Annotated in this window: 21 protein-coding genes and 1 tRNA gene; 4 read left to right on the plus strand and 18 right to left on the minus strand. The window is 62.7% G+C overall.

The window, feature by feature from the left end; genetic code table 11:
• Positions 1–73 precede the first annotated feature (73 nt).
• The 3 genes from FOY53_RS11405 to FOY53_RS11415 form a co-directional block, all read right to left on the minus strand.
• Positions 74–499: a VOC family protein gene (locus tag FOY53_RS11405; RefSeq protein ID WP_146588886.1), complete on the minus strand. Its 426-nt coding sequence runs from the start codon at positions 497–499 to the stop codon at positions 74–76.
• Positions 500–960: 461 nt separating this feature from the next.
• Positions 961–1035: transfer RNA gene (locus tag FOY53_RS11410), tRNA-Asn, on the minus strand.
• A gap of 75 nt (positions 1036–1110) precedes the next feature.
• Positions 1111–2031 (minus strand): MBL fold metallo-hydrolase, encoded by a 921-nt coding sequence (locus tag FOY53_RS11415; RefSeq protein ID WP_146588888.1) that lies wholly within the window; start codon positions 2029–2031, stop codon positions 1111–1113.
• 290 nt (positions 2032–2321) lie between these two features.
• Here FOY53_RS11415 and FOY53_RS11420 point away from each other — a divergent pair, with 290 nt between their 5' ends.
• Positions 2322–3620, plus strand: coding sequence for an ATP-binding protein (locus tag FOY53_RS11420; protein WP_146588890.1), 1299 nt, complete (start codon positions 2322–2324; stop codon positions 3618–3620).
• 72 nt (positions 3621–3692) lie between these two features.
• On the opposite strand, the gene FOY53_RS11425 is transcribed toward FOY53_RS11420, so the two are convergent.
• On the minus strand, positions 3693–4271 hold the full coding sequence (locus FOY53_RS11425) for a response regulator (RefSeq protein ID WP_246107363.1): 579 nt from the start codon (positions 4269–4271) through the stop codon (positions 3693–3695).
• Positions 4272–4332: 61 nt separating this feature from the next.
• On the opposite strand from FOY53_RS11425, the gene FOY53_RS11430 reads away from it, so the two are divergent.
• Entirely contained in the window at positions 4333–4620 is a 288-nt protein-coding gene (locus FOY53_RS11430; RefSeq protein ID WP_146588894.1) for a hypothetical protein, read from the plus strand.
• Positions 4621–4682: 62 nt separating this feature from the next.
• Here FOY53_RS11430 and FOY53_RS11435 read toward each other — a convergent pair whose 3' ends face one another.
• The 10 genes from FOY53_RS11435 to FOY53_RS11480 all read right to left on the minus strand — a co-directional run bounded on the left by FOY53_RS11435 (position 4683) and on the right by FOY53_RS11480 (position 15771).
• Positions 4683–6890, minus strand: coding sequence for a hybrid sensor histidine kinase/response regulator (locus FOY53_RS11435; RefSeq protein WP_146588896.1), 2208 nt, complete (start codon positions 6888–6890; stop codon positions 4683–4685).
• Between the two features lie 4 nt (positions 6891–6894).
• Positions 6895–8079, minus strand: a complete 1185-nt coding sequence (locus FOY53_RS11440) for an FIST N-terminal domain-containing protein (RefSeq protein WP_246107364.1) — start codon at positions 8077–8079, stop codon at positions 6895–6897.
• Positions 8080–8131: 52 nt separating this feature from the next.
• Complete coding sequence (locus tag FOY53_RS11445; protein ID WP_146588898.1) at positions 8132–8827, minus strand: response regulator; 696 nt, start codon at positions 8825–8827, stop codon at positions 8132–8134.
• Between the two features lie 115 nt (positions 8828–8942).
• Positions 8943–10244: a branched-chain amino acid ABC transporter permease gene (locus tag FOY53_RS11450; RefSeq protein ID WP_186766584.1), complete on the minus strand. Its 1302-nt coding sequence runs from the start codon at positions 10242–10244 to the stop codon at positions 8943–8945.
• Complete coding sequence (locus FOY53_RS11455; RefSeq protein WP_146588900.1) at positions 10241–11251, minus strand: branched-chain amino acid ABC transporter permease; 1011 nt, start codon at positions 11249–11251, stop codon at positions 10241–10243. Before FOY53_RS11455 ends, FOY53_RS11450 begins: the two co-directional genes overlap by 4 nt.
• 124 nt (positions 11252–11375) lie before the next feature.
• Positions 11376–11735 (minus strand): hypothetical protein, encoded by a 360-nt coding sequence (locus FOY53_RS11460; RefSeq protein WP_186766585.1) that lies wholly within the window; start codon positions 11733–11735, stop codon positions 11376–11378.
• Positions 11735–12448, minus strand: coding sequence for an ABC transporter ATP-binding protein (locus tag FOY53_RS11465; protein ID WP_146588904.1), 714 nt, complete (start codon positions 12446–12448; stop codon positions 11735–11737). Before FOY53_RS11465 ends, FOY53_RS11460 begins: the two co-directional genes overlap by 1 nt.
• A gap of 138 nt (positions 12449–12586) precedes the next feature.
• The gene (locus tag FOY53_RS11470) at positions 12587–13366 is read right to left on the minus strand and encodes an ABC transporter ATP-binding protein (protein ID WP_146588906.1); all 780 of its coding nucleotides are present in this window, start codon (positions 13364–13366) and stop codon (positions 12587–12589) included.
• A 95-nt stretch (positions 13367–13461) separates the two neighbouring features.
• Positions 13462–14658, minus strand: coding sequence for an ABC transporter substrate-binding protein (locus tag FOY53_RS11475; RefSeq protein WP_146588908.1), 1197 nt, complete (start codon positions 14656–14658; stop codon positions 13462–13464).
• 111 nt (positions 14659–14769) lie between these two features.
• Positions 14770–15771, minus strand: coding sequence for a GlxA family transcriptional regulator (locus FOY53_RS11480; RefSeq protein ID WP_146588910.1), 1002 nt, complete (start codon positions 15769–15771; stop codon positions 14770–14772).
• A 215-nt stretch (positions 15772–15986) separates the two neighbouring features.
• Between FOY53_RS11480 and FOY53_RS11485 the strand changes: the two genes are divergently transcribed.
• Entirely contained in the window at positions 15987–17354 is a 1368-nt protein-coding gene (locus tag FOY53_RS11485) for a class II 3-deoxy-7-phosphoheptulonate synthase (RefSeq protein WP_146588912.1), read from the plus strand.
• Positions 17355–17426: 72 nt separating this feature from the next.
• On the opposite strand, the gene ggpS is transcribed toward FOY53_RS11485, so the two are convergent.
• From ggpS to FOY53_RS11500, 3 genes are read right to left on the minus strand one after another with little or no spacing between them, the layout of a single operon-like run.
• Positions 17427–18935 (minus strand): glucosylglycerol-phosphate synthase, encoded by a 1509-nt coding sequence (gene ggpS / locus FOY53_RS11490; protein ID WP_146588914.1) that lies wholly within the window; start codon positions 18933–18935, stop codon positions 17427–17429.
• A gap of 1 nt (position 18936) precedes the next feature.
• On the minus strand, positions 18937–19716 hold the full coding sequence (locus FOY53_RS11495; protein ID WP_146588916.1) for an HAD-IIB family hydrolase: 780 nt from the start codon (positions 19714–19716) through the stop codon (positions 18937–18939).
• Positions 19716–20759, minus strand: coding sequence for an NAD(P)H-dependent glycerol-3-phosphate dehydrogenase (locus FOY53_RS11500; RefSeq protein ID WP_246107365.1), 1044 nt, complete (start codon positions 20757–20759; stop codon positions 19716–19718). Before FOY53_RS11500 ends, FOY53_RS11495 begins: the two co-directional genes overlap by 1 nt.
• A 562-nt stretch (positions 20760–21321) precedes the next feature.
• Between FOY53_RS11500 and FOY53_RS11505 the strand changes: the two genes are divergently transcribed.
• On the plus strand, positions 21322–22230 hold the full coding sequence (locus FOY53_RS11505; RefSeq protein ID WP_146588921.1) for a UTP--glucose-1-phosphate uridylyltransferase: 909 nt from the start codon (positions 21322–21324) through the stop codon (positions 22228–22230).
• A 70-nt stretch (positions 22231–22300) separates the two neighbouring features.
• Here FOY53_RS11505 and FOY53_RS11510 read toward each other — a convergent pair whose 3' ends face one another.
• On the minus strand, positions 22301–22939 hold the full coding sequence (locus FOY53_RS11510) for a PAS domain-containing protein (RefSeq protein WP_246107366.1): 639 nt from the start codon (positions 22937–22939) through the stop codon (positions 22301–22303).
• Between the last annotated feature and the right edge of the window lie 126 nt (positions 22940–23065).

Here is a 23065-nt window from a genome sequence, read left to right on the forward strand (position 1 = left end):
TGATCGCTTCATCGTCTGTCTCCTTTGCAAAGAACAGACGAACCCCGAATCGCGGACGTTTCAGGGGAGCAGGTCACTTGGGTTCCTCGTCGCATCTGGGTTCACTCGGATCGCTGGAGAACAGCGCAATCTTGTTGCCGTATGGGTCACGAAGATAGCCGACATAGAAATGGGGACCATACGAAGCCCTGAAGCCGGGCAGCCCTTCATTGGTGCCACCTGCGGCCAGCGCAGCACTGTGAAGATCACGGACCTGTTTCTGCGAATGAGCCTGAAACGCGACCATGACCCCATTTCCAGCGGATGCAGATTGCCCGTTGAATGGGGACTTGACGTAGAAATCTGGCTGAATGGAGGCCTGACCTGGCTCGGCAGGTAGGATGTAGCTCAAGTCTCCGTGATATCCTTCGAGCCTATAGCCAAGAAATGGCAGGAACGCCGAGTAGAAGTGCTCTGCCTTCGCTATGTCGTCCGCTCCGACGGTGAAGTAGGCGATCATGTTCGCGGGTTCCTTCAAAACTGTGGGCAATGGCGAAAGCGTATCACAGCTCTGAGCTGCGATTGGAACTTCCATAGGGAAAGCTCACTTTGTCCGCAAAGCATACCCAGCCAAGCGTCTAAACTAAACGTTTCTGGCAGTCTGCTCTGGCCGCATAGGCAAGTCTTCCGGTACCTGAACCCAATGACAATGCAACCATTCCTGCATAACGCCCCACGTGTCGGCGTTGCTTTTGGAGTAACGCTGAGTCGCCAGATCATTCAAGGCTTTGTCCAGATCGTGCGGGATCGTGGTTGGCCACGACGGCGGGCTGGTGGTCATGTGCGGCCTTTCATTTCAACAGATGTGCGACCCTGCGCTTGCCATCGCTAAAGCAGTGACAAATCCGGTGACAACGCCGAAACAAACGACGAAAACCCCCTAAGGGGTTTGCCGTAAGTCTCTGATGTTTTTGAGATTTATGGCTCCGGCGGTAGGGATCGAACCTACGACCAATTGATTAACAGTCAACTGCTCTACCGCTGAGCTACGCCGGATCACTCCGGGGCGTATAGCAATCCGGTTTTGCGGCGTCCAGAGGCTTTTTGCACAAAAATTCCGAATTTCTCGTATTAGTTCTTCAGGTGGGCAAACCGGGCGCTTGCGGCCAGGGGGCCGATGGGGGCGACGGCAGATTTGAACGTCAAATCAACGAGATGCGCCAGCACGTTGCGTGTGGCCGCCGGCATGAGGTGGGCCGGAGTGGTGGTGTATATCCTGTGGGCCAGGGCCTGCGAGCAGGCCGGACCCTCGTTCAGGGCGGCCAGGATAGCGGTCTCGCGCGACAGGCGGTGATCGATCAACCAGTCCAGACGTGCCAGCGGCGCGTCTATCGCGGCGCCGTGGCCGGGGTGGAAGCGCCGCCAGGGCATGGCCCTCAGGCGGCGGCAGGACGCCATGAAGTCACTGAGATCGCCGTCTGGCGGTGAAACCAGGGAAGACGCCCATCCCATGACCAGATCGCCACAAAACAGGGTGTCGTTCCAGCCGAGTGAAATGTGGTTGCCGAAATGGCCCGGGGTGTGGATCACCTCGAGGCGCCATCCATCTCCGACGATCTCCGCGCCGTCCTGCGTGATCACGTCAGGTGCAAAGGCCGCGTCCACGCCTTCGCCTCCGCCCACCAGTCCGGATGCCGCGAGCTGCTGCATGATCGCGCTGCGGCCTGCCAGCGCATCGCCGAACGCCAGAACCGGAGCGCCGGTGATCCGGGCCAGTCGGCGCGACAGAGGCGAATGGTCCAGATGCGCGTGTGTCACGATGATGTGGCTTATGTGCTGGCCCGGCAGCAGGGTCGCGAGTAGTGCGGCGAGATGCGCAGGGTCGTCGGGACCGGGGTCGATCACTGCGATCCCGCGCGTGCCCAGCAGGTAGGTGTTGGTGCCCCGGAATGTCATCGGCGAAGGATTGGGCGCCAGAACACGCCGCAGACCTTGATCAATTTCATCGGCGACACCCACCAAAGGCTTGAAGTCCGGGTCGGGGTCGATCATGCGGCAACCTTTCGTTGCGTGGTTTTTACCCACACAAGTGTCCCGGAAACCCAGACCAGCGCAAGGGCTGTGCCGCTCACAGGTCGGCAGCATCGTGTATCGGGTCCGGGGCGTCGATTCGGCTCTGCCGGTGACAGAATCCGATTGCGGGCCGGGAATCGCCTGGCCAGGCCTGGGGATCGACAGGGGTGTCTGATGACCCGATCTGGCGCAGGTGCGGCCGAATGGTTTGGCAGGCTGCCTGCGGATTATCCGATGGTTCTCGGCCCGGGCTTTGGTTAGCCTGAGACATGATGTTTCACTGGCTCAAACACTATATGCCGCGCGGGATCTATGCCCGTGGCCTGCTCATCCTGGCGCTGCCGGTGGTGACCTTGTTGCTGGTGGTCTCGGTGGTCTTTATCCAGCGTCATTTTGAAGATGTGAGCGCGCAGATGAGCCGCGACATCGCGCGCGGAATCAACGTCGCTCTGTCCGTGCAGGGTGATCCCGCCGCCGAGGGTGTCACCGAAGGTCTGTCACTGCGCCTCGCGCGGGTCGAGGACTCCGACCTGCCGCTCAGCGATCAGCGCCGGTTCTACGATTTCTCGGGCATCGTGGTGATGCGCACGCTGTATCGCTCCATTCCGGGCCTGAAGTCGGTGCAGCTGCCCAATGACAACGATGTGGTGCTGTACGTGCAGCGCGCGGGGCAATTGTTCGCAGTGGCCTTTGACCGGCGGCGCGCGTCACCGTCGAACCCGCATCAATTGCTGGTCAACATGGCGTTCTTCGGCGGGCTGATGACGTTTATTTCCTACGTCTACTTGCGCAATCAACTTCGCCCCATCACCCGGCTTGCCGAAGTGGCCGAGGCGTTCGGCAAGGGGCGGCATGAACCCTACCGCCCGTCCGGCGCGGTCGAGGTGCGCGCAGCGGGCAATGCCTTTCTGGACATGCGGGCACGGATCGAACGGCAGATCGAGCAGCGTACCATGATGCTTTCGGGGGTCAGCCATGACCTGCGCACGCCGCTGACGCGGATGAAACTGAGCCTTGCGATGCTGGATGACGCCGAGCGCGAGCCGATGGAGCGCGATGTCGAGGACATGCAGCGGCTTCTGGATGCCTTTCTGGACTTTGCCCGCGGCAACGCCGAGTCGGGTGCGGCCGAGCCGACGGATGCGCAGGCGCTGGTGGCGCAGATCGTGCAGGATGCGCAGCGGGGGGGGACGGATGTCACTCTGGCACAGTCGCAGGGCGAGGGTGTTGTGACGCTGCGCCCAACGGCGATGCGGCGTGCGGTCGAAAACCTGATCGGCAATGCGGTGCGGTACGGCACGCGATGTGAAATCAGCGTGGTGTTGACCGAGACCTCTCTGCGCATCCGGGTGGAAGATGACGGCCCCGGCATTGACCCCGAACGGCGCGAAGAAGCGATGCGCCCCTTTGTGCGGCTGGATTCGTCGCGCAATCAGGATGCCGGATCGGGTGTCGGTCTGGGGCTGGCGATCGCGGCGGATATCGCCCGGGTCCATGGCGGCGTGCTGCGGTTGGGTCAAAGCGACAGACTGGGTGGACTGAGCGCCGATATTGTGATCGCACGCTAAGCGGTGGCGCCGGCGGTCTTACCGGACCGCGCCCGGTGCGGCAAACGGCGGCCCCGGCTCTGTGACCCGCTATCAGGGCGCCTGTTCGCGCAAGACTCTGGAGACCGCGTCAGGGGTGAAATCCTGCTTGCGCCAGATCGCACATACATCTTGCGCCCGGGCCTTGGCGTACACGAAAGGCGAAGGCCAGTCACTGACGATGATCACAGACAGCCTGTTCCGCCGCCGGTAGCTGGAAAGCTCTGGCAGGAAGTCCGCGCCAAGCCCGTCGGGCAGGGTATTGTCCAGGAACATCAGCGAGAAGTCTTCATTGCCAATCCGGCGGCGGGCTTCGCCCAGGGTGCGCGCCACACGCAGCAGGATCGGCACGGGCTGCTTTTCCAGTACGCGTTCCATCATCATCCGGTCGGTTTCGGAATCCTCGACCATGAGGCAGCGCAGGACGGGCATTTCCACGAGGCATCCGTACAAAAAGTGAACAGAAGTGGCGGTCTTATCGCACAGAGGTGTTTGCGAAACTCTAACCCGGGCCGGCACCTCATGAGCGTCAGTATCGTCGCTGAAGCGTAAAACTGTCAGGAAAGCCCACAATTGCGCCGCATTCTCTTCGCGGTTTCTTACCCAAAGGAGGGGCACAACAGGGCTGTTCACACCGTCAGGTCAACCACTGACATACCGGACGGGAAATGCACCCTTGGTTCAGGAGACTACCATGAAAACCATCGTCATATCGCTTGCTCTCGCACTGACCTCCTCCGCTGCCGTTGCCGATCTGCAGGGATTCACCACCGGCCTGTCCGACGGCGCCGCAGAAGCCCGGGTCTGGACGGTTGCGGGTGGCCCCGGCGCCGGGTTTCAGGGTGATTATTACACGACCGCCGACAACTGCACCTACCGCCGCACGCAGGCGCCGGGCTATCCCGCAGGGTGGATTCTGGTGCTGAACCCGTTCCATGTCGGCAAACCGTCCGCGCACCGCGGCTGCCGTGGCATGTTGTAAGGCAGGCGGCCCGACCGTCCGGGCGGTTCAGAACCGGCGTGCCGCCGGGCCCACGCGCGACGTCAGAAGCCGCGGGCCGTCTGGCGCAGGAACTGGCCCAGCTTGTGCCGGTCCAGCGGCTTCAGCAGCAGATCGAGCCCCAGCGCATCGCAGGCGTCGCGCAAACCCGGGGATCGGTCCGCAGAGATGATCGAGCAGGGCAGGGCGCCCATGCGCTGGCTGATCTCCTCGTAGAGCCCCGTGCCGGACAGGCCCTGACCCAGTTGCTGGTCAAGAAGCAGGGCATCCGGGCGGATTTCAAGATCTTCGAGCAACTGAAGCGCCGAGTCCGCGTCCTCTGCCTCGATCACGTTCACCCCCCAGCTTTCCACCAGAATCGAGATGGCGCGCCGCAGCTGTGGTTCATTCTCGACCAGGAGCATGATCAGGCCGGACTGCGCCAGTCCATGCGGGCGCACGGGCCGTTTGTGGGCGGTCGACAGTGGCTCCGCGCGCCCGGCCACGGGGACGTTGACCATGAAACAGCTGCCGCGCCCGGGTACGGACCACAGCCCCAGCGGGTGCCCCAGCCGGGCGCAGGCGCGTTCGACGATGGCCAGACCCAGACCCAGACCGTCATTGCGGCTGGCCTTGGTGTCCAGTCGCTTGAATTCCTCAAAGATCGTGCCCTGATCCTCTTCGGCGATGCCGGGGCCGGTGTCCCAGACCTCGATCCGGGCGGAACCGCCGCGCCGACGCACCCCCATCAGCACGCGCCCGGTGTCGGTATACCGCACCGCGTTGGCCAGCAGATTCTGCACCACGCGGCGCAGATAGGCCGGATCGGTTTCCACCGTCAGGCCCGACTCGACGATGCGCAGGTCGAGCCCCTTGGCAGCAGCCAGCATTTCCATCTCGTCGTGCAGGGGGCCCAGGATCTCGGACAGCGCCACCGGCCGGATATCGAAACTCAGGCCGTCGGATTCCAGTTTCGAGATGTTGAGCAGCGCATCTATGATCTGCTCGGCGCTGCTCAGAGCAGATTCTGCCTTGCTCAGCACCGCGGCATCGGCGGGCCGGTCAGCGCTGCGGTCAGCCAGGGACGAGATGAACAGTTTGGCCGCGGACAGCGGCTGCAACAGGTCGTGGCTCGCCGCGGCGACAAAGCGGGATTTCGAGGCGTTCGCACGTTCGGCGGCGCTGAGCGCATCCTCGAGCTCGAGGGTGCGCTCCATCACCCGCTGTTCCAGAATCTCGTTCATTTCATGCAGCTTCTGCGCCGCCTCGCGTTCCGCGGTCACGTCGGTACACGAGATGACAAAGCCGCGATCCGGCATGGCGCGGCCAAAAATGTGCAGCGTCATCGCGTCGCCGCTGCGCACCTCGAACGAGATCGGCTGTCGCGGGCTGGTGCTGTGCGCCCAGCGGCGAAATCCATCACGGTCCATACCGCGGGTAAAAACGATGCTGGCGTCCAGTTTGTCCAGCATGCCGGCGAAAGAGGCACCGATGTGCAACCGGCGGGCGGGCAGGGACAACAGGGCCCCAAGTTTCTGATTCCAGCCGACGAGCTGCGCATTCTCGTCAAAGATGCACACTCCCTGGTTGAGATGGTCCAGCGTCGCGCGGATCATCCGGGCCTGTTTGTCCCGCAACCGCCGGTGCTCGAGCCGCTCCAGCCGGATGATGTCGGTGACATCGGTCTGAAGCACCACGGTGCCGCCGTTTCCGGTGCGGTGTTCGCTGACCTGCAACCAGCGGTCGTGCGTCAGCTGGACGTTGAACATCACATGCCGGTCAATGTGCCGCCGGATGCGTTTGGCGGCCCAGCCTTCGGGGTCGTCGCCTTCGGGCAGCACCAGACTGATGCTCTGGCTGATCTGGTGGATGTACTCTTCGAATGGCAGACCGGGACGCAGTGCCTCTGCCATGTCGCGGAAATCGCGGCAGAACCGCGAATTGAACATCACCAGATTGTCCATCGGATCAAACAGGGCAAAGCCCTCGGACACCGTCTCGATTGCATCGGCAAGGTTGCGCCGGGCCGCTTCTGTTTCCTCGTTCGCGCGGCCCAGCTGCGCGTTGGATTCGTGCAACAGATCCAGCGTGCGCTCCAGTTCGAGCGTCCGTTCCCGCACCCGTTTTTCCAGCAAGGCGGCACGTTCAAACTGTGCATAGGCAGCCCCGGATTGTGCGGTGCCGTATTCCACCCGCCGCATCAGGGATTCGGTGATCTTGACCAGTTTTTCGTTCTGCCGCTCGAGACTGTCGGCCGGGTTGATGATCGACACGGGACTACTCCTCGGCTGCGACGGGAGGATAGATCGCGACCCCGGTCAGGGTCTGGTTGACATGCAGCGCCCCGACCTGTTCGCCATAGGTCGAAAAGCCGATCACGTTGCGGGCGCGCAATATCTGCGAGATGTCGCGGGTCTTCTGGCTTTGTCCGGCCTCGATGCGGCGCAGGATGCAATCACAACCAAGGATCTGCGGCGCGGCCCCGTTCGGCCGTGCCATGGCGGACAGTTCGCGTTCCAGATGCTCGGCGATGTCCTCGTGTTTCGCCAGCGTCAGGACCATGCCTTCGTTGATGGCGGAAAAGAACACCAGCTCGCCCGCGTCGTTGACCTGACGGATCGCCCGCACATGATGGGTGTCGCCCAGCCGCACGACAACCGGATGGGCGGCAAAGATGAACGGATCCAGCTGGTTGGGATCCTTGCCCAGCAGCCGGGCGTATTCGGCGGCGGCCGGCTCGGCGTTGATTTCCTGGACCACACGGCGCTCGGGGTCTGCCGCGGTCACCACCATGCGGGTGTCGGTCGGCATCAGGTGATCCAGGCTGAAGACATGCACCGGGCAGCGCGAACGCACCAGCGCCACCAGTGCCGAATTGCGCATCACGACGCCGTTGCGCGACAGCCAGGTCTGACGGAACGCGGTGCCATCGCCGGACGAGCCGCCAAACAACGACATCGGCCCCAGACCCGCAGCCAGCATGGTGGTCAGGTGTTCTTCGCGCAGGCTGAGGCCATCGACCATCAGAAAGGCAAATTCCCAGGTCAGTTCAGAGGCGCGGCGGGTGAGGGCGGTGCGGTGCTGAATCGCGGTGTCGATCACCTGCTGTTCTTCCAGCGTATCCAGCGCTTCGACGGCGTAGGTCCGGGTCGCGAACAGCGCCGAGGGAAAGGCGACCGCGATGATCTGGTCTTCTTCATACCCGTCGCGGCCGATCTCGCCCGCCGTCGTACAGGCCAGCACGTCGGCCCCGCCAAAGCGGCCTTCGGTCTGGCGGGCCAGGGCCTGAAAATCGGCATTCGGCGAGACGAACAGCAGGACCAGTTCCAGCGGCTCGGTCGACAGTTGCGCCGAAATCGCATCCAGCGGCGCCGGATGGTCACCGGGCACCTGCGCAGTTCTCAGCGCTCCGGAATGCTGCGCACCGGATGTCAGTGTGTCCTCCCTCCCTGAGACGGTCACGTCTCCGCTCTGTGCCTGCCCGTGCCGGGTGGCTGGCGCGACGATAGGGGTGTCAATCCCCGCTTGGCAAGACCTTGGCAAAGCGGGCTTCCTGCGCGATCAGCACTGCCTGTGTCCGGCTGTGAACCCCAAGCTTGCGCATGATCGCCGTCACATGCGCCTTGACCGTGGTTTCGGCGATGGTGAGGTCAAAGGCAATCTGCTTGTTCAGTTTGCCTTCGCAGATCAGGTTCAGGATACGGGCCTGCTGGTTGGTCAGGCTGCCCAGCCGGTCCAGAACATCGCCCTGCAGGCCCTGACCGCCGGCACCATGCGGATCGATATAGCCGTCCGGAACAAACTTCTGGCCCTGTCCCACTGCCTCGAAGGCACGCCGGAACACGGAACGCTGCGAATGTTTCGGCACAAAGCCATTGGCCCCGGCTTTCAGGGCGTGACTGATCATCCGGTTGTCCGCCATCGACGAGGCGATCAGGATTGCGGCGCGCGGCGCGGCATTGCGCAACCGCACCAATCCGTCCAGCCCGTTCACGTCCGGCAGGTTCAAATCCAGGATGATGAAGTCGATCAATGAATCCTGCGCCACCACCTCGAGCGCCTTTTCCAGGGTTCCGGCGGTGCGGATCTCTTCGAAGTCGGCGATGGATTGCAGCGTCAGTGTCAGCGCGTCGCAGAACAATGGATGGTCATCGACCACCAGCGCCGATGTTGGCAATGCGGGATCCGGGGCCTGGGCGCGTTCGGTCATATACTGGGTCTTTCCTGCGGCAAGAAGGTCAGGATAGACAAGCCTGCCGTCCGGGTCACTAGCCGAAAAGTATCATATGCCGGCGGCACAGGGGGCCGGCTGCCGCGCGGCGGCTTCAGCGTTCCGGCAGCAGGCCCCGCGGACTGAAGCGCAGCACCAGCAACAGGATCACCCCCATGGTCAGCAGGCGCATGTGCTGAACCGAGTCGCGCAGGTGATCCTTGAGCCAGCTGCCGTCCGCCATGCCTGCGGTCACAAAGGTCATCACGGCCTGGCCGATCGGTTCGACCTGCACCCAGAGAAACCAGATCAGAAACCCGCCCAGCACCGCGCCGAAGTTGTTGCCGGAACCGCCGACAATCACCATCACCCAGATCAGGAAGGTATAGCGCAGCGGCTGGTATGTGCCGGGCGTGAGCTGGCCGTCCAGTGTCGTCATCATCGCCCCGGCAATGCCGCAGATCGCCGATCCGAGCACGAAGATCTGCAAATGCCGACCGGTCACGTCCTTGCCCATGGCCCGCGCCGCGGTTTCGTTGTCGCGGATGGCGCGCATCATCCGCCCCCAGGGCGACTTCAGCGCCAGTTGCGCGAGGACCAGCAGGATCAGCAACACCGCGGCGAACATCAGCCCGTAGCCCAGTTTCACATACAGCGTCGACGCCGTTGTCGCATCGACCCCCAGGTTGGCAGCGGACTGCACAAATCCCGGATCGTTCTGCAGGTCGATCTCGTAGGGCACGGGACGGGGCAGGCCGATCACGTTCTTCACGCCGCGCGCCAGCCAGTCCTCGTTCTTGATCACGGCGATGATGATCTCGGCGATGCCCAGGGTGGCAATCGCCAGATAGTCCGAGCGCAAACCCAGTGCCGTCTTGCCGATCAGCCAGGCCACGCCAGCCGCCAGCACGCCGCCCACCGGCCAGGCCAGAACCACCGGCAGTCCCAGCCCGCCAAGATAGCCGGTCGCGGCCGGGTCCACGGCCTCGATCAAAGCCACCGCCGGGTCAAAAACCTCACGGAAGGCAAAGAAGCCTGCCACCAGAACCAAAGCCACGATCCAGCCGCGCACCCCGCGCCGCAGGCGTTTCCAGACCAGTATCGCCAGTCCCACGCAGGCCGCGCCCAGGGCCAGTGCCAGAAACAGCCGCGCCGCTCCGGCGCTCCAGGCCGCCGATACCGGCGGCATCGACACCAGTACCGTGGCGAGCCCGCCCAGGGCGACAAAGCCCATCACCCCGACGTTGAACAGCCCGGCAAAGCCCCATTGCAGGTTCACCCCCAGTGCCATCACCGCGCTCACCAGTCCCATGTTCAGGATCAGCAGCGCCGAGTTCCAGCTTTGCACGATCCCTGTGCCAAGGATCAGCAGCGCCACGACGCCGAACAGCAGCGCGCCTCGCAGACGATCGCTCATACCGATTTCCCCCTGAATAGCCCGGTGGGGCGGAACAGCAGCACAATCAGCAGGATCACGAAGCTGACCGCGAATTTGTAGTCAGTCGACATCAGCTGCACCAGACTGTCCGGAGCGAGGCTCTCTGGCATCCAGTAGCCCAGCACCTTTTTCCAGGCATAGGTGATCGCGACCTCGGAAAAGGCGATCACGAACCCGCCTGCGATCGCCCCCAGCGGCGAGCCGAGACCGCCAACGATGGCAGCGGCAAAGATTGGCAGGAGCAGCTGAAAATAAGTGAAGGGTTTGAACGACTTGTCCAGGCCGTAAAGCACACCGGCAATGGTTGCCAGCGCCGCCACGATCAGCCAGGTGACCATCACCACCCGTTCGGGGTTGATCCCAGAGAGCAGCGCCAGATCCTCGTTGTCGGAATAGGCGCGCATGCTCTTGCCGGTGCGGGTGCGGTTCAGGAACCAGAACAGTACCGCCACCACGATCACCGCTGTCACCACGGTAAGGCCCTGCGTCGTGCGGATCGCCAGGCCTTCGTCCAGACCGGTCAGCGTGCGGAATTCACGCGCCCCGATGAGAAAGCGTTCGCCATCCGCAAAATTCTGATCCTCGGTGCCGATGATGAACCGCGTCACGCCATTGTAGATGAACATCACCCCCATCGAGACGATGACCATGATCACCGGCTTGACCCGCTGCGCGCGGTAGAACCGATAGACCACCCGGTCGGTGAACAGGATCAGCGCCGCACAGCCCAGGATCCCGAAGGGGATCGCCAGCAGCGCGGTCGGGAGCGGCCCCAGCGAGACCCCCATGCCCTGCAAACCCCAGGTGACCAGAATGGTGCACATGGTGCCAAAGGCCATCGTGTCGCCGTGGGCAAAGTTCGAAAACCGCAGGATGCCATATATCAGCGTCACCCCCAGCGCCCCCAGGGCCAGTTGACTGCCGTAGGCCACACCCGGGATCAGCACAAAATTGGCAAGCGCGACAAAACCGTTCAGAAACTCCACGCTGCTCTCCTTTTGGTAACCCAGCGCAATTCCCCGCCGCAATCCGTCCACCCGGCGGCTGGCCGGGGCGCCACGATTCCGGGGCGCGACAGGGGCGTGCAACCCCGCCACTGGTTTGCTGCGGTCATTGCAGATCCTCGCAATCGCCGGTGAACACCGCCCCGTCTTGCGTGCTCAGGGTGGCGCGGCTGTCCGGTGCGATCATCATCAGCAAGGCCCCGTCCTGTCGGTCCCCGGTCCAGAACCCGCGTCGCCCGTCGTCAAACAGCAACGGTTCGGCGGCAAAGGTCTCGTCCCCCATCGCCACGCGGCTTTCCTGGCGGCGCGGCGGCTCGTCCGGATTCAACGGCGGCGCGAACTGCGTGCGGTCGATGCCAAAGGCGACCAGAAGTTCTGCGCCGCCACCTTCGGGAAACAGCCGACATTCCAGCACATCCGCAGGTGCGGCCATGGGCAGAAGTGACAGTATGAGCGCGGCCCGCATCATCCGCCCAGAAAACTCTTGCGCACATCCGGGTCGGCCAACAGTTCCTTTCCGGTCCCCGTGAAGGCATTTCTGCCCTGCACAAGAACATACCCCTTGTCCGCAATTTCAAGTGCTTGCCGGGCGTTCTGTTCGACCATGAGGATCGAAATTCCGCTGCGTGCAACTTCGATGATCCGGTCGAACAACTCGTCCATCACGATGGGCGACACGCCGGCTGTCGGTTCGTCCAGCATCAGCACCCTTGGCTGGGTCATCAGCGCGCGACCAACCGCCACCTGCTGCCGCTGTCCGCCAGACAGCTCGCCGGCCGCCTGATGCCGCTTGTCCTTCAGGATCGGGAAAAGGTCGTAAACCTGCGCCAGCGTACCGCGAAAATCGTCGCGCCGGATAAAGGCGCCCATCTCAAGGTTCTCCTCGACACTCATCGAGGCGAAAATGTTGTGCGTCTGCGGCACAAAGCCCATGCCTTTGCCGACCCGGTCCTGCGGGCTGAGCGCGGTGATGTCCTCGCCGTCCAGCCGCACCGACCCCGACCGCAGATCCAGCATCCCGAAGACCGCCTTCATCGCTGTCGACTTGCCCGCACCGTTGGGTCCGACAATCACCGCGATCTCGCCGCGCTCGACCGCGATGGTGCAGCCGTGCAGAATGTCCGCGCCGCGGCCATAGCCTCCGGTCATGTCCGCGCCGATCAGATAGGGTTCACCCATGGACCCCTCCCGCCGTGACCCGCGCAGACCAGCCCCGCACCGTGTCACAGGTTGCACCACTGGTGCCGGGGCGGACCCGTCCGGTGCCCGCGTCGCGCGCCGACGCTCGGGCGCAGATCGCGCGGCTTCCAGCCGCCCTCATGTCACCGCTTCCTTGTTCTTGAGGCCGGTGCCAAGATAGGCCTCGATGACCGCTTCATTGGCCTTGATCTCGCTGATCGAGCCTTCGGCCAGAACGTGCCCCTCGGCCATCACGATGACCGGATCACACAGCCGTCCAATGAAATCCATATCATGTTCGATCATGCAGAAAGTGTAGCCTCGTTCTGTGTTAAGCCGTTGAATTGCATCCCCTATCGTGTTCAGAAGCGTCCGGTTCACTCCGGCGCCCACCTCGTCGAGAAACACGATCTTGGCGTCGACCATCATCGTCCGGCCAAGCTCCAGTAGCTTTTTCTGCCCGCCGGACAGATTGCCGGCCTTTTCGTCTTTCAGATGGGAAATCGTCAGAAAATCAAGAACTTCGTCGGCCTTCTTCAGCAGAGCCGACTCTTCCTGCGCGATGCGCGCGCGGTGCATCCAGGCATTCCACAGCGTTTCGCCCGATTGTCCGCCCGGAACCATCATCAGGTTTTCCCGACAGGACATCGACGAAAACTCATGCGCGATCTGAAAGGTGCGCAGCAGTCCCTTGTGAAACAACACATGCGGCGGCAGCCCGGTGATGTCCTCGCCGTCCATGAGCACACGGCCGGAAGTAGGTTCAAGAACGCCAGCTATCACATTGAAAAGAGTTGTCTTTCCCGCACCATTCGGCCCGACGAGACCAGTTATGGAACCGGTGGCAATCTCGAGGCTGGCGCCATCGACGGCACGGAAGCCACCGAAATGACGGTGAAGGTTCTCGACCCGGATCACGTGTTTCCCTCTCTGTCCGAGGCACCTTTGCCGGCACCTTCATCTTGTGCGGACAGCCCGGATTTCTCCGGGCTGTCCCGTTTCATCCGCGGTGTTTAACGGAAATCGACAGTTTCGTAAGCCCCACCCTTGATGGTGTAGTAGCGATAGCTGCCGGCGGCTTCGCCCGGTCCGATCAGTTCGACATTGGTGGCGCCGACATAGTCGACTTCGCCGCCGTCCTTGAGGATCTGCAACGCCTTGCCCAGCTCGCCCGGAAGGATCTCTTCGCCCGGACCGTTGGCCACCGCCAGCAGGTTGTCCTTGACCGCCGCAGAGCTTGCCTCGCCGCCTGCCATCATCGCCAGTGCGATCAGCGCTGCCGCGTCATAGGATTCGCGGGTGAACGAGGATTCGCCGTTGATTCCGGCAGCGTCGGTGATGGTTTTGAAGGCATCCGCGCCGGCGCCTTCACTCCACGGCACAGCGCCGAAGGAATCTTCCATGTCGGCGCCAAGCTCGGCGACAAGGGCGTCGCCATACATGCCGTCGCCCATCATGAATGTGTCGAATGCGCCGGTGTCCAGCGCGGCCTGAATCATGCCCTTGCCGCCGGAATCCGAATAGCCCAGAACCACCAGAAGATCGCCCCCGGCCGACGCCAGCGCACCGATCTCGGCGGAATAGTCGGCCTTGTTGTCCTCGTGCGGTGCGTTCAGGGTGACCGTGCCGCCCGATGCTTCAAAGCTCGAGATGAAGCTGTCCGACAGGCCCTTGCCGTAATCGTTGTTGGTATAGGTCACGGCCACCGAGGTGATACCCTTGTCCGCCAGAATGCCGGACAGAACTTCGCCCTGACGGGCATCCGACGGTGCGGTGCGGAAGAACAGACCGTTATCTTCGGCGGTGCTCAGGCCCGGCGAGGTCGCAGAGGGCGACACCATCGGGATGCCGTTGGGCACTGCCACGTTGGACAGCACGGCACCGGTCACACCCGAACAATCCGCGCCCATGATCGCAACCACACCATCGGTGGTGACCAGACGTTCGGCGGCCGCGGTGGCAGCGGCAGAATCGACGCAGGTCGAGTCGGCGCGGACGGATCCCAGCGTCACGCCGTCCAGGAAATTGCCGGACTCGTTGATCTCTTTCAGCGCCAGTTCGGCGCTGTCGGCCATCATCGGCGTCAGTGATTCAATCGGGCCGGTAAAGCCCAGAATCACGCCGATCTTGGTCTCGGAGGAATGCGCCGCAGCATAGGCGGTGCCTGCTGTCAGCGCGGTGGCCACGGTGGCCAGCAACATTTTTTTCATTGTCATCTCCCAGTTGGAACAGAGTGTCCGACGCAAAGCGTAAGCGGCGGTCGGTAAAAAGAAAAGTCCCATGAAGGCCAAGCGCACGGTTGCCGCAAAGTCACCTATGGGTCAGACCGACAGCCGTGACGCATGGGATCCGCGTTCGCGGTACGGCGTGGTTTCGTAATGTGCGCGGTAACATTTCGAGAAATGCGAGGGGCTGGCAAACCCGCAGGCAAGGGCGACATTGATGACGCTCATGTCGGTCTGCATCAACAGGTTGCGCGCCTTTTGCAGCCGCAGCTCCATGTAATAGCGTTTCGGGCTGCGGTTGAGGTAGCGGCGGAAAAGCCGTTCAAGCTGCCGGGTCGACATTCCGACCTCGGTGGCCAGAATGGCCGGGCTGATCGGCTCTTCGATGTGGCTTTCCATCATGTGGATCACCTGGCTCAACTTGGGATGGCGCACGCCGATGCGGGTCGGCACCGACAGGCGCTGGGTGTCCTGATCGGTGCGGATCGACGAGTAGATCAGCTGATCCGCGACGGCATTGGCAAGCTCTTCGCCGTGGTCGTCGGCAATGACCTTGAGCATGAGGTCGATCGACGAGGTTCCCCCGGCCGTGCTCATGCGGTTGCCGTCCACCACAAAGACCGACTTGGTCAGCGTCACTTCCTCGAACTCTTCGGTAAAGCTGTCCTGGTTTTCCCAGTGGATCGTCGCCTTCTTGCCGTCCAGCAACCCGGCCCGTGCCAGGGAATAGCTTGCCGTGCACAACCCCCCGACCTTGAGACCGCGCCGCGATTCCCGGCGGAGCCAGTTCAGCAGCTTCTTGGTGGTGGCCGACTGCACGTCAATGCCACCGCAGAGCATGACCGTGTCGTCCCGAGCCAGTTCCGGCAGGTCGCATTCAAGTTTGAATTCGGTGCCGGCCGAACAGGTGATGGTTTCGCCGCCTTCACCTGTGACCGTCCAGGTATACAACTGCTGGTCTGCCATCCGGTTGGCGATGCGCAGCGCGTCCAGGGCGGCGGCAAAGCACAGCAGCGTGAACCGCGGCAACAGCACAAAGACAAACCGGCGCGGTTTGCCCCTGGATTCAACCTCGATATGCTGTCGTTGCGCTTCCATGAGGGCTCCCTGTATCGACACTGGTGTCGCTTTACATACTGCTGACAGATGGACAGAAGGCTCTGCAAGCGTCAAGAGATGTCGTTTCTCGCCACTGGCGCGGGTCCGGTCTGCACGCGCCGGGGCGGAATATTTCACGTATGGCCAGCGCCGCGTTGGTTTTGTATAGAACCTCGTGCGAATATGAGCGACCTATTTCTGACCGGAGACAGCTGATGACCGAGTGGCAAAAAACGACCTGGCGCAACAAGCCTCGGGTACAGATGCCCGATTATACCGATGCAGAGGCCCTGCACGCGGTTGAGGCGCAGCTGGCCAAGTATCCGCCCCTGGTGTTTGCGGGCGAGGCGCGCAAGCTGAAAAAATCTCTGGGCGCAGCGTCTCGCGGCGAGGCGTTCCTGCTGCAGGGCGGCGACTGCGCCGAGTCCTTTGAACAGTTCAGCGCCAATGGCATCCGCGACACCTTCAAGGTGATGCTGCAAATGGCGATGGTTCTGACCTTCGGGGCCAAGGTGCCGGTGGTCAAGGTGGGCCGCATGGCCGGGCAGTTCGCCAAACCGCGGTCCGCTCCGACCGAGACCGTGAACGGCGTGGAACTGCCCAGCTACCGTGGCGACATCATCAACGAACTGCCGTTCTCGGCCGAGGCGCGGATTCCCGATCCGAAAAAGATGCTTCAGGGCTATACCCAGGCAGCGGCGACCCTGAACCTGCTGCGCGCGTTTTCCACCGGTGGTTATGCCGACATCCACGAAGTGCATTCCTGGACCCTGGGCTTTACCGAAGGTGAAAAGGCCGCGAAGTACCGCGACATGGCGAACCGGATTTCCGACACGCTCGACTTCATGAAGGCGGCGGGGCTTGAAAGCGAGACGAACCACAACCTCAAGACCGTGGATTTCTACACCAGTCATGAATCCCTGCTGCTGGAGTATGAAGAGGCGCTATGCCGCCTGGATTCGACTTCGGGCAAGTGGATCGCGGGTTCGGGTCACATGATCTGGATCGGGGACCGCACGCGTCAGCCCGACGGCGCACATGTGGAGTTCGCCCGCGGGGTGATCAACCCCGTGGGTCTGAAATGCGGCCCGACCACAACCGCCGAAGATCTCAAGCTGCTGATGAGCAAGCTGAACCCGGAAAACGAGGCCGGCAAGCTGACGCTGATCGCACGCTTTGGTGCAGGCAAGGTGGCCGAGAACCTGCCGCGCCTGCTCAAGGCGGTGCGCGAAGAGGGGGCAAACGTCACCTGGGTCTGCGATCCGATGCACGGCAACACCATCAAGAGCTCGACCGGCTACAAGACACGGCCCTTTGACCTGGTGCTGCGCGAAGTGCGCGACTTCTTTGCAGTGCACAATTCCGAGGGCACGATCCCCGGCGGTGTGCATTTCGAGATGACCGGAGACGATGTGACCGAATGCACCGGCGGCGTGCGCGCGGTGACCGACGAGGATCTGAGCGACCGCTACCACACGGCGTGCGATCCGCGTCTCAACGCATCCCAGTCGCTGGAACTTGCTTTCCTGGTGGCCGAAGAACTGACCGCACGCCGCACCGATGCGGCAGTCGCCAACGGCTGAACCAGCTTTTGTGACCTGAAAAAGCCGACCCCGTATCAGGGTCGGCTTTTTTGCGCCTGAAGTTGGCCCGCGTCAGGCTGCCGTATCGTTGTGACCAAAATCCCTGGGCGAGAGCAGGGCGAGCTGCGCGCGGGCCCAGGCCTTGGTGTCATAGATGTCAACCATGCGCCGCAGTTCCGACATGCGGGTGCGACGCTCTTCCTCGGGCATGCTCAGCGCCAGTTCGATGGCATGGTCCATCGACCGGTTGGAGTAGGGGTTGGTCAGCACCGCCGAACTGAGTTCGATCGCGGCGCCCGCAAATTCCGACAGGATGAGCACCCCGTCACCGTCGGTGCGCGAGGCCGCAAATTCCTTGGCAACAAGGTTCATCCCGTCCGCCAGGGGCGTGATCCATGCAACATCCGCAGCACGGTAATAGGCCACCAGCGTCTCGAAGGGAATCGCCCGCGAGATCAGCGTCACCGGCGTCGAGGTGAAGGTGCCGAACCGCCCGTTGATCCGCCCGGCGATCTGTTCGATCTCTTCCTGAATGTCCCGGTAGGCAACCATGTTGCGGTTGGCGCTGACCGACACGTGCAGCAGGCGCAGATTGCCGATCAGCTCCGGTTTGCGGTCCAGCAGCCGCTCGAACGCCAGCAGCTGATCGGCGCCGCCCTTGGTATAGTCGGTCCGACCCACCGACAGGATGAGCTGGGCGCCCCCCAGTTCGGTCTTGATGCCTCTGGCCCGTTCAGCAGTCTTGTCGTTCCCGGCCACCTCGTTGATGTAACGCGTATTCACGCCGACCGGCGTTGTACCCAGACGCACGACGTGGTTGCTGCCATCGTCCATGTGGATTTCGGTGGGCACGGTCCGGTCACTCAGCGCCGACCCCTCCGAGATGAAATCGGGATCGACCTTGATCCGTGGCACATGACCGACATCGCGCAGCGAGCGGACGACCGACACGAAGTTGGCCGCATAACGCGGGATGTGAAAGCCGACGACGTCACAGGCCAGCAGGCTGTCGATGATCTCTCCGCGCCAGGGCAGGACGTTGAACATGTCCGCCGAGGGGAAGGGCGTGTGGTGAAAGAACGAGATCCGCACATCCGGGCGCAGCTGACGCAGATAGCCCGGCACCAGCCACAGGTTGTAATCGTGCACCCAGACCGACGCGCCCTTGGCGGCTTCGGCGGCAGCGGCTTCGGCAAAGGCCCAGTTCACTTCGCGAAAGGTCGGCCAGTCCACGGGGTCGTAGTTATACTTTTCCTTGAAGCCGTGCAAAATTGGCCAGAATGCCTCTTTCGACGTGACATGGTAAAAGCTCTTGACCTGCGCCTCGGTCAGCGGCAGCCGCGACACTGTATAGCTGCCAAAGCTGTCCTCGATCTCGACGACACGCTCGAACCCCGGGTTGGCGGTGTCCTCGGCGAGTTTCCAGGCCACCCATGCCGCATTGTCCACCGCACCGAAAAAGCTTTTGAGCGTCGGAACGATTCCGTTGGGGCTCTTGTTTTCCCTGAAGACGATTTTGCCGTTTTCCTCCACCTCTTCGTAGGGTTGGCGGTGGTAGACGATCACAAGATCGCTGGCCATGTCAGTCTCCTTTCGGGGTTGGATGCATGTTGCGGAGGGCCACGGCTTCGAGAATGCCGGCCGCCCCGACAGAGGTCGCCTTGTGGACCTCGCTCAGATCCTGAACGCGTGCGATCAGCTCGGGTTCCGATCCGCCCACCGCCACCGCCGGAAGGCCGCATTGCAACATCGACAGATCATTGAGCGTATCACCCGCCGCGAGGACGGTTTCGGGCGCAATTTCCAGATGCGCCACCAGGCGCTTCAGTGACGGGCCCTTGCTGACGCCGCGCGGCAGCACGTCAAAGTAGCGGTTGTCCGACACCAGCGAGTCATGCCCAAGCTGTTGCACGATGTCATGCGCTGACGGGTCAAAGCTGTCGGCATGCAGATCGTAACTGACCCGGTAGCGGAAGTCGGTGGGCTGCAGGGTCAGGCCAGGGTGCCGGTGCAGCGCGGTACGCACCGAATTTCCGGCATCGCCCCAACGGGTTGCGATGTCTTCCTCCAGCGGCACGATCGGCTCGATCACCCGGTTGGCGACCCTGGCGATTGTGGTTCCGACGTCGCCGATCACATACTCCGGCCAGGGCACGCCGCTGTCGCATAACTCTCCGATGAACTTGGGGTCGCGCCCGGTGACGAAGATCAGGCCGATGGTGTCGCGGTTGGCTTCGATCCAGGAATACAGCGTCCTGCGGTCGCGGTCCGATCCGCCAAGAAACGTGCCGTCCAGATCGGTGGCCAGTATGAATTTGCGGGCATTGATCGGCACAGAGGTCGGGCTGGTTTTCTGGGTCATCAGGTCTCTCGCAATGTTGTCGGGTGCGCCAGTTCGATGTCCAGCGCCCGGGGTTCGGATTCGATGGGCCGCGCCCAGAGGTCGGAAAAGGCGGTGGTGAGGTCGGCGCCTTCGTAAAGAATGGCATGGACAGCTTCGCAGATCGGCATGCGCACGCGGATATGATGTGCCAGATCGACAACCGACACGGCGTTCACTTCGCCTTCGACCACCACGTTGCGGCCGTCAAAGCATCTGGCGCGCGGAATGCCCTTGCCCAGCTGCACGCCCAGCGACATGTTGCGCGACGTCATGCTGGAACAGGTGAGCGTCAGGTCGCCTGCGCCCGAGAGGCCGGTGACAGTTTCCCGTCTCCCTCCCAGCGCTTCAGCCAGAAACTTCATCTCGTCGATCCCGCGCGTGATCAGCGCGGCGCGGGTGTTTTCGGCAAAGCCGGCACCCGTCATCATGCCACAGGCGATGGCGATCACGTTCTTGACCGCGCCGCCGATTTCGACGCCGACCGGATCGTCCGACACATAGGGCCGGAACGCCGCCGAGGACACCGACACGGCCAGACGCGCCGCCGGGCTTTCCGCTGGATTCAGCCTGTCGGCGTAGCTGAACGGAAAGGCGATCGTCGCGGCGGTCGGATGACCCAGCGCGGTTTCCTTGGCAAAGGTTGGCCCGGACAGGGCGCCGACGGGATGACCCGGCAGTTCTTCGGACACCACATGTGACAACAGAAAGCCGGTGCCGCGTTCGATGCCCTTGCAGCACAGCGCCAGCGGAACGCCCTTGGCCAGAAACGGCCGGATCGCGGTGCAAAGCGCGCGCAGGGTGCGGGACGGTGTGACGATCAGGACAGCCTCGGCGTCCTCCAGTGCAGCGGACAGGTCACTGGTGACCGAAATCCGGTCGTGCAGCGGGACATCAGGCAGGTATTCCGCGTTGATCCGGGTTGCCTGCACCGCGTCGCTCAACTGCTTGCGCCGTCCCCAAAGCCGTACATCGCGCCCGGCCGTCGCCGCAACCATCGCCAGAGCCGTGCCCCAGCTGCCCATCCCCAGGACCGCGATCCGCCCATAAGGCCTGGCATGCACACGCACGGAAACAGCGTCGGATTTTCGGGACAATGACGTGTCCAAATCGTTCTGATTCATATTTTCCCTTTTTCGGCGCGGGCCGAAGCACCGCCTATCTGATACCACCGACACCCTTGTAGCTAGGGGGCCGCTGCATTCTGACCAGCATGGCATGGAGGTGTTTGCCGCGTCACCCGGCGCCAGACGCCCGATGACTAAATGTTAAGCATATTTCGCTGTTTTTCGCCCTGACAACAGGCGCAACCGCCGCAATCCGGCAGGTTTCATGCAGAAAATCGCCCGGATGAAAGGGGTTTTGGCAATCCGTGACGACGCGGGCCATTTCGTCCGAAAATGGCGAGTTTTCCTTTAAGGCTCTGTAAGTATTCGAAAATTAAATGGGTAAGGAACTCTGAGCTACCGGGCGCGTTCCGGCTGCGGAACGCCCGCTTTGACAGACGCGTTGGTTCACATACATTGACCTTAATGCTGCGCTGCGGCGATGGCGCGGAGTGAAACTCTCGATAGGAGACCTGACCACATGGAACTGAAAGAAGCCGAAACACCTTTGCCTGTGCGTACCGCGATCTTTCCCGTTGCCGGGCTGGGAACACGTTTCCTGCCGGCGACGAAGGCGACCCCGAAAGAGCTTTTGCCGGTCCTCGACCGACCGCTGATCCAATTTGCCATCGACGAGGCCCGCATGGCCGGAATCGAGCGGATGATCTTTGTCAGTCACCCCGCGAAATCGGCAATCGAGCGGTATGTGACGCACGACGCGGACCTGGACGCACAGCTCTGCGCCAAGGGCAAGACCGAGCTGGCCCGTGGTCTGGCTGCCGATGCCCTGGATCCCGGGGAAATTGATGTTCGGTTTGTGATGCAGGATCAGCCGCTTGGGCTGGGTCACGCGGTTCTCTGCGCCGCTGACGATGTGCTTCCGGGCCCGGTGGCGGTGATCCTGCCGGATGATCTGATCCTGGGCGAAACCGGCTGTCTGTCCGAGATGATCGCCGCCTACGGTCGTGGCGGGGCAGGGCACATGGTCGCCACGATGCAGGTCGATGCCGAGGCGGTGAAAAGCTATGGCATTCTCTCGGTGACCGGACGCGACGAAAGGGTTCTCTGGGCGGACGGCATGGTGGAAAAGCCGGAGCCGAGCGATGCACCGTCCCGGCAGGCAGTTGTTGGCCGTTATATTCTGGACGGCTCGATTTTCGAGGATCTGCGCGATCAGAAACCGGGGACCGGCGGGGAAATCCAGCTGACCGATGCCATCTCGCGTGCCACGCCCCGCGTCGGCCTCAGTGGCTTTCGGTTCAGCGGTCAGCGGTACGACTGCGGGTCAAAGGAAGGCATGCTGCGGGCGATCCTGGCCTACGCCAATTCCATGTCGGATTTTCGCGATGTGATCGACGATCACAACCGCAGTCTTCTGGCGGCCGAGTAATCCGGGGCTTGAAACGACAAGGGCCCGCCGCGACGGCGTGCGGCGGCCCTAAACCTGCGGTTGCGGCGTCTCAATCGTCGTTTGACACAACTATCCGCAATTCCGGGCGCGACCTCCTGGGCGGTGCGGCGACAAAGGGCGTTGCCGGTTCATTGAACTGACGGGCGGCGCCAGTGTCCGATGAACGCGGCTCCTGGATGGCATCGCGTTGTTGGCTTACACTTCGCCGGACGAATTTTGCCTTGCCGGCAAACACCGGTTCGATGTTCATGCCATCAAGCAGGAACCGTCGCGGTGCCCGCCCGATGCGCCCGCGCGTGACCAGACATCCCAGCGCGCGGCTGACATCCCCCATGTCCGAGCGCAGCGGCATCAGCAGCAACTGGCCGTCCAGCGACGGCTTGCCGAACCCGTCCTCGCCCAGCAGCCCGGTTCTGAGAATGGCCGGCTCCGCAAACACCCGGGTGAGGGCGTCGGACAGCATGTCCCGCGCAGCCGGGGCAAACAGGCTGCTGAGCGGCATGCCGGAAGTTTCCATGCCCATCACATCGGACAGGTGCGACCCGGCAACCCGGATCTTGGCCATGCCCGGCGCGATCCGCTCGGCCAGAAAGGCAAATTCCAGCGCGCCTTCGATGCCGCGCGGGTCCACCTGACTGCGCGACGGGATGACTCCGTTGCCACAGAGCGCATGCCAGTAGGAGTCCACCTCGCGGAGGGGTAAATTGCGACGATCCTGTTCATGGCCCATCATAGACACCACATTTATCTGATCACGAGTGACGCCAAACATCTGCACGCTCCTGAAACGAGTCAGGCATCGTTGCGGTTAACG

Source organism: Puniceibacterium confluentis (assembly GCF_007923445.1).
Taxonomy (GTDB): Bacteria; Pseudomonadota; Alphaproteobacteria; order Rhodobacterales; family Rhodobacteraceae; genus Puniceibacterium; species Puniceibacterium confluentis.

Bases quoted from the DNA above. Each gene is read 5' to 3' on its own strand.
- FOY53_RS11405 (WP_146588886.1), bottom strand. From the start codon at position 499: ATGATCGCCTACTTCACCGTCGGAGCGGACGACATAGCGAAGGCAGAG.
- FOY53_RS11415 (WP_146588888.1), bottom strand. From the start codon at position 2,031: ATGATCGACCCCGACCCGGACTTCAAGCCTTTGGTGGGTGTCGCCGAT.
- FOY53_RS11420 (WP_146588890.1), top strand. From the start codon at position 2,322: ATGATGTTTCACTGGCTCAAACACTATATGCCGCGCGGGATCTATGCC.
- FOY53_RS11430 (WP_146588894.1), top strand. From the start codon at position 4,333: ATGAAAACCATCGTCATATCGCTTGCTCTCGCACTGACCTCCTCCGCT.
- FOY53_RS11445 (WP_146588898.1), bottom strand. From the start codon at position 8,827: ATGACCGAACGCGCCCAGGCCCCGGATCCCGCATTGCCAACATCGGCG.
- FOY53_RS11450 (WP_186766584.1), bottom strand. From the start codon at position 10,244: ATGAGCGATCGTCTGCGAGGCGCGCTGCTGTTCGGCGTCGTGGCGCTG.
- FOY53_RS11460 (WP_186766585.1), bottom strand. From the start codon at position 11,735: ATGCGGGCCGCGCTCATACTGTCACTTCTGCCCATGGCCGCACCTGCG.
- FOY53_RS11465 (WP_146588904.1), bottom strand. From the start codon at position 12,448: ATGGGTGAACCCTATCTGATCGGCGCGGACATGACCGGAGGCTATGGC.
- FOY53_RS11475 (WP_146588908.1), bottom strand. From the start codon at position 14,658: ATGAAAAAAATGTTGCTGGCCACCGTGGCCACCGCGCTGACAGCAGGC.
- FOY53_RS11480 (WP_146588910.1), bottom strand. From the start codon at position 15,771: ATGGAAGCGCAACGACAGCATATCGAGGTTGAATCCAGGGGCAAACCG.
- FOY53_RS11485 (WP_146588912.1), top strand. From the start codon at position 15,987: ATGACCGAGTGGCAAAAAACGACCTGGCGCAACAAGCCTCGGGTACAG.
- ggpS (WP_146588914.1), bottom strand. From the start codon at position 18,935: ATGGCCAGCGATCTTGTGATCGTCTACCACCGCCAACCCTACGAAGAG.
- FOY53_RS11495 (WP_146588916.1), bottom strand. From the start codon at position 19,716: ATGACCCAGAAAACCAGCCCGACCTCTGTGCCGATCAATGCCCGCAAA.
- FOY53_RS11500 (WP_246107365.1), bottom strand. From the start codon at position 20,759: ATGGGCAGCTGGGGCACGGCTCTGGCGATGGTTGCGGCGACGGCCGGG.
- FOY53_RS11505 (WP_146588921.1), top strand. From the start codon at position 21,322: ATGGAACTGAAAGAAGCCGAAACACCTTTGCCTGTGCGTACCGCGATC.